The organism is Clostridium sp. (assembly GCF_051654825.1).
In the GTDB taxonomy this organism is placed as follows: Bacteria; Bacillota; Clostridia; order Clostridiales; family Clostridiaceae; genus Clostridium.
In genome coordinates this window covers 1-8,984 of record NZ_JBOFYU010000064.1, presented here as the reverse complement: position 1 = coordinate 8,984, position 8,984 = coordinate 1, and the positions used below count along the sequence as shown (strand labels likewise).

Genomic DNA, 8,984 nt, shown 5'->3' with positions numbered 1-8,984 from the left:
ACCCGTAAAGGTACGCCGGTTTTCAAGACCGGTGCCTTAAACCAACTCGACCATCTTTCCATACTTCGTCTCTCGACAAGTATTATTATATCAACTAGTTATTTTTATGTCAACCTATTTTTTAACTTTTTTGATATATCATTAATATTTTATAAAATATTAAAAAACACTACTATAAACTTATTTAAAAAACAAAAAAGCATCCAACATAAGTTAGATGCTTTGGCGGAGAAACCGGGATTTGAACCCGGGCGCCAGTTGCCCGACCTACGCCCTTAGCAGGGGCGCCTCTTCAGCCACTTGAGTATTTCTCCATATTATCCCATTTTATTTTTGTGTAAAAAAAAGTGGCGGAGAGAGTGGGATTTGAACCCACGGTACCCGTAAAGGTACGCCGGTTTTCAAGACCGGTGCCTTAAGCCAGCTCGACCATCTCTCCTTGCCTTTTTACAAAAGTTATTATATCAACATATATTTATTATGTCAACAGTTTTTAAGTAAAAATAATCTATTATTTTCTTTAACCAACATTAATATAACCATAATATATCCCTTTCATATTTAAGGTCAAAAAAAGCATCTAACAAAAGTTAGATGCTTGGCGGAGAAACCGGGATTTGAACCCGGGCGTCAGTTGCCCGACCTACGCCCTTAGCAGGGGCGCCTCTTCAGCCACTTGAGTATTTCTCCATATTATTCCATTTTATTTTTGCGTAAAAAAAAGTGGCGGAGAGAGTGGGATTTGAACCCACGGTACCCGTAAAGGTACGCCGGTTTTCAAGACCGGTGCCTTAAGCCAGCTCGACCATCTCTCCTTGCCTTTTTACAAAATTTATTATATCAACATACATTTATTATGTCAACAGTTTTTTAAATACTTTTAATTACCATATAAAAAGTATAAAGCTTAGTAGGATTTATACCTCCTACTAAGCTAATTTGTTATATATCACTGCATTACTTAACTTTTATTAACTTAGAATATATCTTTAACTAAAGCCCACTTTATTTTTAATCAGATAATTGCCCATGCTTTTCATAATTAGTTATTCTACTAACTTTATTTTCATTATCAACAAATACTACCCTTGGTTTATGATCTTCTACTTCATCTCTTTCTAACTGACAATAGCTCATTATTATTATCTTGTCACCTACTTGTACACACCTTGCTGCTGCTCCATTTAAGCATATCATCCCACTTCCTCTTGGACCTGCTATAGTATATGTTTCAAATCTATTTCCATTATTAATATCAACAATATGAACCATTTCATATTCTAATATTCCTGATGCTTCTAATAACTCTTCATCTACAGTAATGCTTCCTACATAATCTAATTCAGCTTGCACTACAGTTGCTCTATGAATTTTTCCCTTTAACATATTTAACTTCATTTTCTTTCCCCCAATTATACTTCAAATATAAAGTTATCTATTAATCTAGTTTTTCCTATATAAATAGCTATAGCTACTAATATACCTTTATCTATTTCTTCTATAGCTTCAAGTGATAAGCTATCTACTACTTCTACATAATCTATCTTAGCTAATTTTTCACTATTTATATTTTCTATAATTACTTTTCTTATTAATTCTGGATTTTTCTCTCCATTTATTAAATAATCTTTTGCTATTCTTAATGACTTATTTAACACAAGTGCTGCTGCTCTTTCTTCTTCTGATAAGTAAATATTTCTTGAGCTCTTAGCTAGTCCATCCTCTTCTCTTATAATAGGACATCCAATAATATCTATATCTATATTTAAATCTCTAACCATTCTTTTTATCACTACTAGCTGTTGTGCATCCTTCTCACCAAAATAAGCTCTGTCAGCTTGTACTATGTTAAATAATTTATTTACAACAGTACATACACCTCTAAAATGAGTTGGTCTACTTTTACCACATAATCCTTCTGTTAAGCCATTCATTTCAACATAAGTTGAAAAATCATCAAAATACATTTCTTCATTAGATGGATTAAAAATTAAACTTGCTCCAGCGTCCTTACAAATAGCCCCATCTCTTTCTAAATCTCTTGGATATTTAGCTAAATCTTCCTTTGGTCCAAATTGAATAGGATTTACAAATATACTTACTATAACTCTATCATTTTCAGATACAGCTCTTTTTACTAAGCTTTCATGCCCTTCATGTAAATACCCCATAGTTGGAACCAAACCTACTGTTAGTCCTTCTCTTTTCCATTCCTTAACCTTATTTCTTACTTCATTAATGCTCCCTGTAATTATCATATCTACACCCCAAATTAATATAATTTTTCTATTACTTCATCACTAATTTTAAAGCTATGAACCTCTTCTGGAAAAACTCCATCTCTGACTTCTCTAGTATATTTATCAAAAGCCCCTTTGATTTTCTCACTTAAATTTTCATACTTCTTAACAAATTTAGGTGTAAAATCATTAAACATTCCAAGCATGTCTTGATATACTAAAATTTGACCATCACAATTAACTCCTGCACCAATTCCTATTGTAGGTATTGATAATTCTCTAGTGATTATTTCAGCTAATTTTGCTGGTACACATTCTAATACAACTGCAAATGCTCCTGCCGCTTCTACAGCCTTAGCAGCCTTTATTAACTCTCTAGCTGCATCCTCACTTTTTCCTTGTACCTTAAATCCTCCAAAGCTGTTTACAGATTGTGGAGTTAAGCCTATATGAGCCATAACAGGAATTGAAGCCTTAACTATTGCCTCAATTTTATCACATACTTCTATTCCGCCCTCTAGTTTTACCGCATGTGCTCGTCCTTCTTTTATAAGCCTTCCTGCATTAACTACTGCATCATATACAGATGTTTGATATGACATAAATGGCAAATCACCAACTATTAATGTACTTTTTACTCCTCTTGCCACAGCTTTAGTATGATGAATCATATCTTCCATAGTTACTGATAATGTATCTTCATATCCTAGACAAACCATCCCTAATGAATCGCCTACTAATATCCCATTTACTTCACTTTCATCTATTAACTTTGCTATTGAATAGTCATATGCAGTAAGCATTGTTAATTTTTCATTTTTCATTTTTGCTTCTTTAAATGTAACAGCTGTATTCTTCATTAATTATCCCTCCAAAAATTCTTCTAACTGCTTATAATCTTTTTCACTATTTTTTATCTTTGCTATTTCTAAAATATTTCTTGATAATAATTTATATAGTTCTTCCTCTTCTCTTAATAATTCACAATGCTTTTTAATAGTTTCTACATCTGCTCTTTCTACTGGACCTGTTAAGCTATTCATAATACCTTTATCTTTAACATTGTTAATGTTAAAAGATATTAATGGGTATAAGGCTTCAATAGCCTCTTCTTCTTTAAAACCACACTCTTTTAGATAATTAACAGCATTATTAATAAGACCAAGCACTAAATTACTGGCCATAACAGAAGCAGCATGATATAAAGGTTTATTTTCTTTTTTAATTACCCTTCCATCATTTCCTATTGATTTAACAACTAAGAATATCTTATCTAGATATTTTTCATTTCCTTCAATTGTTATAAAAGCTTTTTTTAGAGATTTATAAGAACTATGTTTGTCTGATATAGCAAACATAGGGTGAATAGAATATCCATAAGCACCATATTGGTCTATATTTGAAAAGATTTCTGAAGATAATAATCCACTACAATGGCAGATTACTTTATTTTTAATAGACAGTTTTTTTATTTGACTCCACACCTTAGAAATTTCTCCATCAGGTGTCGTAATGAAAATAGTATCACTTTCATTAATAATATTTTCTAATTTTTTATATTGTTTTGTGCATGTAAAATTTGAAGCTTCATAGGATGAGTCTTCATTCTTACTAAAGTATCCAGTTACATTAATATTATTTTCTACTAGGTATTTTCCTAGAGAAAACCCTACCTTTCCTGCACCGATAAATCCAATTTTTATAGTTATCACCTCCACAATTAGAGTGTAATACTATTTTAGTCTCATTCATTACGATATGAGCTGTCTTATAAAAATATTTCAAATAAAGATTATGGTATGGCTTACGAAAATACCATCCAATTTATATATTACCATAAATATTAATTTTTTACATTAATTTTACATAAAATAAAAATAGTACATATTTCTATGTACTATTTTTATATATTATTATTTTATTTCATCACAGTTCATAAATCTTCTTAAAGCTTCTGGAATTTCTACAGTTCCATCTTCTTTTTGATAGTTTTCAAGAATCGCAGCAACAGTTCTACCTATAGCAACTCCTGATCCATTTAATGTATGAACAAATTGTGGCTTATCCTTTGGAGTTTCTTTGTATTTAATGTTAGCTCTTCTTGCTTGGAAATCTTCAAAGTTTGAACAACTTGATATTTCAACATATCTATTGTAGCTTGGCATCCATACTTCTATATCATATTTTAATGCTGCAGTAAATCCTAAATCACCTTTGCATATTCTTACTATTCTATATGGTAATCCTAACCCTTGTAATACTGATTCAGCATCTTGAACTAATTTATCTAATTCTTCATAGCTTTGCTCTGGCTTACAGAACTTAACTAATTCTACCTTATTAAATTGATGTTGTCTTATTAATCCTCTTGTATCTCTACCAGCTGATCCTGCTTCTGCTCTAAAACATGCTGAGTAAGCTACATGCTTAACCGGAAGATCTTCACCTTTTAAAGTTTCATTTCTATACATATTTGTTACTGGAACTTCTGCTGTAGGTATTAAGAAGTAACCATTGTTTTCAACCTTAAATGCATCATCTTCAAACTTAGGTAATTGTCCTGTACCAGTCATGCTTTCTCTATTAGCCATAAATGGAGGTAATACTTCTTCATATCCATTATCAAAAGTATGCTTATCTAAGAAATAGTTTATTATAGCTCTTTCTAATCTAGCTCCTAAACCTCTGTACATAGTAAATCTTGAACCTGTAGTTTTTCCTGCTCTTTCAAAATCAAGAATTCCTAAATCAGTTCCTAAATCCCAGTGAGCCTTTGGTTCATAAGTAAATTTAGTTGGTTCACCCCATACTTTTATTTCCACATTATCTTCATCAGTATCCCCTTCTGGAACTTGTGGATTTGGTATATTAGGCATTCTTAACATAATATATTCTAGTTTATTATCTATTTCTGATACTCTAACGTCATCTTCTTTTATTTTATCTCCAAGCTCTCTCATTTCAGCCATAATTGGAGCCACATCTTCACCAGCTTTTTTACGCTTTGGAATTTCAGCTGAAACTTGATTTCTCTTGCTCTTTAATGCTTCAACTTCAACTAAAATATTTCTTCTTTCCTCATCTAAAGCTATTATTTCATCAATTGTTGATTCTTGAAAGTCTTCTCCTCTATTTGCTAAAGCTTTTTTAATTTCATCTGGATTATTTCTTATTCTTTTTAAATCTAACATTTGTGTGTCCCCTCTCTTATAAATATAAATTTTTTTAAATAAAAAAAGAGTCTATATATCCCTATAAAGGGACGAATAGACTCCGCGTTGCCACCCTAATTGATAATAGCATAGGCTATTATCCTCTTAAAAACTTTAACGGTTAAAACCGTACTGCTCATCACAGTCCCTCCAAGGTGGATTCATAATATATTGTTATCGATTTGCACCAACCATCGACTCTCTAAAAACAATAAATACTATTACTAGCCTTTTCATAGGTTTGATATTATGTTATATAATTAAATATATTATAAATATAGACCTCTTGTCAATATTTTACTTGTATTTACTAAAATTCTTATTTATTATTATTTACTTTTTTAAATTCTTTATTCTCTATTTAAAGTTCTAGTGCAAATAATATCTATTCCTGTATTTAAAATATTCTTACAAATAATATCTCCTGCTTCTATAGGAACACTTGCATATATACGACTTAACACTTTAGATAATTCAACCCATATTTCTTTTTCAACTGGCTCACTGCTTTTTACAGAAACTACTTTATATTTGTCACTTCCCTTAACTCTTATAACTGAAGTAAAAATATCTTTATTTCCCATCACTAAACCTCACTAAATTCTTTTATTCTTCCTGATATAACCTTTGATTCCTTTGAATCATTTACTATATCTGTAGCCTTTTTATCTAGCTCTCTAGCTAAAATATTTATTATTTTCTCATAGCAATAAGAACCATGGCAGCTACCAAAACCAGCGCCTGTTCTTCTTTTTACCCCTTCCACAGTTCTTGCGCCTAAAGGCCTTCTTATAGAATCTACAATTTCACCTTCTGATATATAATTGCAAACACAAACTATCTTTCCATATCTTTTGTCTAATGCAATTATTTCATTTAGCTCATTCCTATCCATTTCTCTAAACTTATAAAATTCTCTTCTCTTATCTATAAAGTTTTTCTTTAAAGTACATTTTAAATTACTTGCAAGAGTATCACAAAGCATTCTTGCTATTGCAGGAGCAATTGTTATCTTTCCATAATGTGTTCCTGTCACTCTTATATATCCTTTTTCTATTTCGCTATCATCTATTAGCATAGAATCCTTATCGTAGCTTTCTCTAAATAAATTATTTATATTAGATGTTTTTAAATCACTTAATAAATTATTTGCATACTTCATATTATCTTGTAAGCTAGTTTTTTCTGTACTTTTTATTCCAAGTAAAGATCCTGATGTAGTAGTTGGTGTACTTAATACAAAAGTATCTTTATCAAATGTTTCTATAACTATTTTACTTAACTTATTATCATAATTATCATCAACTAATAAATAACTCATATTTTTAAATTTATTAGTATTAGTATCTAAATCTTTATCCTTAACTTTCCCATTTTCTTGTATATAAATTTCATTAGGTATAGTATTTATTACAACTTTACAAGAAAACTTATTTCTATTAGTTGTTACTTTAAAACCTTTAGTTATATTTTGTATGTTCAATACTTCTTCTTCTAATCTAAAATTAACACCATTATCAGAGGCTACTTCTGCATAAGCTATAGCTAAATCATAAGGAGCTACAATAGCTACATTTTTTGAATATAAACCTTTTTTAATATTAGTATTAATATTAGGCTCTAAATCAATGACCTTTTCTTTTTCTATAAGCTCTACTCCATCAATTCCTCTATTTTTAGCCCTTGTATACATCTCCTCTAGCTTAGTTACTCCATTATTATCATTAACCACTCTTATAGCTCCAACTTTTTTAAATGGAACCTTAAATTTTTCGCAGATTTCTTCCAATAATGAATTACCGATATACTCTAATCCAGCCATTATGTTATCCGATGTTTCTGATCCATCATATACTATAGATGTATTAACAAATGATATATCATCTGCTATATCATAATCTTTTTCTATAACTGCTATATTAAAATTATACTTTGATAGCTCATATGCTACGGCACACCCAATTATGCCTCCTCCTAATATAAGAACATCATAATCCATAACTTAACTTCCTCCCACTATAAAGTAAATCCTTTTTCTTTTAATTCTAACTTTATTGAATTCATATCTACTTCGTTATCAGCTGATATAGTATGAATATGTATTCCATTAGTTAAGTTAGAAAGTGGCTTTGCTTCATTACTATTAAAAGTACTCTCAAATTTATTTAAATCATTTAAATTTTTTATCATCAATATCCCTCTAATTTCACCATATAGGGGATGCTCAATTATAACATCTTCTATTACTCCACCATATTTAACTACTATCTCTAACTCTTCTATAGTTTTACTACTATCGTGGTTAACTGCAATAATTGATTTTACTTTTCCAGCTTGCTTATTATAAATATATCCATCTGGAGTTGCAATAATCTCTTTTCCTGTTGCTCTTAATATAGCTATATCTTTGACTATTATTTGTCTAGTAACTCCATATTTTATGGCTAAATCAGTTCCCTTTATAGGTTTATTCCCATCAATTAGTAACCTTACTATTTCATCTCTTCTATCTGTTGCTCTCATAACTCACCTCAATACATATATTTAATTTTTATTATCACATTTGCTTACTATATCTAAAAATTTATTTTTTGAATTTATTTTACTATGATGACCACTAACTACTTGAAGAAACTCATCATCATAATTATATTTTTTTAATATTTTTTCCCCTATCTTAGGATGATTATAATATACATTTATTTGTTTTATATTATCATACTTATTTATCTTACCATCTGTAAATCTATCTAATAAAACTACTATTGATTTTTCTACAAGATTTAAATGAAAATCTGATTTACCTATATCATGTAATAATGCTATCTTAGCTAGTTTTGATTTATCTATATCTATATTTTTCTCTTCACTCATAGATATTGCATCTTTGCAAACTCTTATACAATGATGCTTATCATTATGACTTAATTTTTCAAATAGCTTAATTTCGTCTTTGCTTAAATATTTTTCAATATAATCATAATCTACTTTTTTTAAAAATGAGCCTAATCCCCATATAAACTGTTTTACTCTATATATTGCCATATTTAATCACCTCGTGCTATATAAAATGATATCACTATATGTATTTTTTATCAATTATTCAATTTTATATAAAATAAAAAAAGCTACGAATTGCTTCGTAGCTTTCAATGGTGGAGATAAAGAGATTCGAACTCTTGACCCCTTGCGTGCAAGGCAAGTGCTCTCCCAACTGAGCTATACCCCCATGACCTGGCGACGTTCTACTCTCCCACACAGTCTCCCATGCAGTACCATTGACGCTGTAGAGCTTAACTGTCCTGTTCGGAATGGAGAGGAGTGTTTCCTCTACGCCATCATCACCAGATTACATGTTTATTATACTCCATAGTGTTTATTTTGTCAACACTATTTTCAGATTTTATTCTCTGAAAATTGCACATGAATTCTTGTATATTATTGGTCAAGCCCTCGACCTATTAGTATCAGTCAGCTAAATATGTTGCCACACTTACACCTCTGACCTATCAACCTTGTGTTCTTCAAGGGG

Annotated in this window: 9 protein-coding genes, 5 tRNA genes, 2 rRNA genes and 1 other annotated feature; all 16 genes read right to left on the bottom strand. The window is 30.2% G+C overall.

Going from position 1 to position 8,984, the window contains the following annotated elements; genetic code table 11:
• Nucleotides 1-223: 223 nt before the first annotated feature.
• A tRNA-Ser gene (locus ACRDBA_RS04050) sits at nt 224-314 on the bottom strand.
• 34 nt (nt 315-348) lie between these two features.
• Nucleotides 349-439 (bottom strand) — tRNA-Ser (locus ACRDBA_RS04045).
• Nucleotides 440-599: 160 nt separating this feature from the next.
• A tRNA-Ser gene (locus tag ACRDBA_RS04040) sits at nt 600-690 on the bottom strand.
• Nucleotides 691-724: 34 nt separating this feature from the next.
• A tRNA-Ser gene (locus tag ACRDBA_RS04035) sits at nt 725-815 on the bottom strand.
• 196 nt (nt 816-1,011) lie between these two features.
• Nucleotides 1,012-1,398, bottom strand: a complete 387-nt coding sequence (gene panD, locus ACRDBA_RS04030) for an aspartate 1-decarboxylase (protein ID WP_438571640.1) — start codon at nt 1,396-1,398, stop codon at nt 1,012-1,014.
• Nucleotides 1,399-1,412: 14 nt separating this feature from the next.
• The gene (gene panC, locus ACRDBA_RS04025; RefSeq protein WP_438571639.1) at nt 1,413-2,258 is read right to left on the bottom strand and encodes a pantoate--beta-alanine ligase; all 846 of its coding nucleotides are present in this window, start codon (nt 2,256-2,258) and stop codon (nt 1,413-1,415) included.
• Nucleotides 2,259-2,272: 14 nt separating this feature from the next.
• A complete protein-coding gene (gene panB, locus ACRDBA_RS04020; RefSeq protein ID WP_438571638.1) occupies nt 2,273-3,100 on the bottom strand; it encodes a 3-methyl-2-oxobutanoate hydroxymethyltransferase in 828 nt (275 codons plus the stop codon).
• A 3-nt stretch (nt 3,101-3,103) separates the two neighbouring features.
• Nucleotides 3,104-3,952: a Rossmann-like and DUF2520 domain-containing protein gene (locus ACRDBA_RS04015; RefSeq protein ID WP_438571637.1), complete on the bottom strand. Its 849-nt coding sequence runs from the start codon at nt 3,950-3,952 to the stop codon at nt 3,104-3,106.
• 201 nt (nt 3,953-4,153) lie between these two features.
• The gene (serS, locus tag ACRDBA_RS04010) at nt 4,154-5,431 is read right to left on the bottom strand and encodes a serine--tRNA ligase (protein WP_438571636.1); all 1,278 of its coding nucleotides are present in this window, start codon (nt 5,429-5,431) and stop codon (nt 4,154-4,156) included.
• Between the two features lie 64 nt (nt 5,432-5,495).
• Nucleotides 5,496-5,698: a binding site (T-box leader), on the bottom strand.
• A gap of 104 nt (nt 5,699-5,802) precedes the next feature.
• Nucleotides 5,803-6,036, bottom strand: coding sequence for a DUF1667 domain-containing protein (locus tag ACRDBA_RS04005; protein WP_438571635.1), 234 nt, complete (start codon nt 6,034-6,036; stop codon nt 5,803-5,805).
• A 2-nt stretch (nt 6,037-6,038) separates the two neighbouring features.
• A complete protein-coding gene (locus ACRDBA_RS04000) occupies nt 6,039-7,451 on the bottom strand; it encodes an NAD(P)/FAD-dependent oxidoreductase (protein WP_438571634.1) in 1,413 nt (470 codons plus the stop codon).
• 17 nt (nt 7,452-7,468) lie between these two features.
• On the bottom strand, nt 7,469-7,975 hold the full coding sequence (locus ACRDBA_RS03995; RefSeq protein ID WP_438571633.1) for a transcription repressor NadR: 507 nt from the start codon (nt 7,973-7,975) through the stop codon (nt 7,469-7,471).
• 21 nt (nt 7,976-7,996) lie between these two features.
• Nucleotides 7,997-8,497, bottom strand: coding sequence for an HD domain-containing protein (locus tag ACRDBA_RS03990; RefSeq protein ID WP_438571632.1), 501 nt, complete (start codon nt 8,495-8,497; stop codon nt 7,997-7,999).
• 108 nt (nt 8,498-8,605) lie between these two features.
• A tRNA-Ala gene (locus ACRDBA_RS03985) sits at nt 8,606-8,681 on the bottom strand.
• A 3-nt stretch (nt 8,682-8,684) separates the two neighbouring features.
• Nucleotides 8,685-8,801, bottom strand: a 5S ribosomal RNA gene (gene rrf / locus ACRDBA_RS03980).
• Nucleotides 8,802-8,893: 92 nt separating this feature from the next.
• Nucleotides 8,894-8,984 (bottom strand): 23S ribosomal RNA (locus ACRDBA_RS03975); the annotation flags it as partial.

Excerpts from the sequence above, each read along its gene's own strand:
- ACRDBA_RS03990 (WP_438571632.1), bottom strand. The coding sequence starts at position 8,497 with ATGGCAATATATAGAGTAAAACAGTTTATATGGGGATTAGGCTCATTT.
- panD (WP_438571640.1), bottom strand. The coding sequence starts at position 1,398 with ATGAAGTTAAATATGTTAAAGGGAAAAATTCATAGAGCAACTGTAGTG.
- panC (WP_438571639.1), bottom strand. The coding sequence starts at position 2,258 with ATGATAATTACAGGGAGCATTAATGAAGTAAGAAATAAGGTTAAGGAA.
- ACRDBA_RS04000 (WP_438571634.1), bottom strand. The coding sequence starts at position 7,451 with ATGGATTATGATGTTCTTATATTAGGAGGAGGCATAATTGGGTGTGCC.
- ACRDBA_RS04005 (WP_438571635.1), bottom strand. The coding sequence starts at position 6,036 with ATGGGAAATAAAGATATTTTTACTTCAGTTATAAGAGTTAAGGGAAGT.
- ACRDBA_RS03995 (WP_438571633.1), bottom strand. The coding sequence starts at position 7,975 with ATGAGAGCAACAGATAGAAGAGATGAAATAGTAAGGTTACTAATTGAT.
- serS (WP_438571636.1), bottom strand. The coding sequence starts at position 5,431 with ATGTTAGATTTAAAAAGAATAAGAAATAATCCAGATGAAATTAAAAAA.
- panB (WP_438571638.1), bottom strand. The coding sequence starts at position 3,100 with ATGAAGAATACAGCTGTTACATTTAAAGAAGCAAAAATGAAAAATGAA.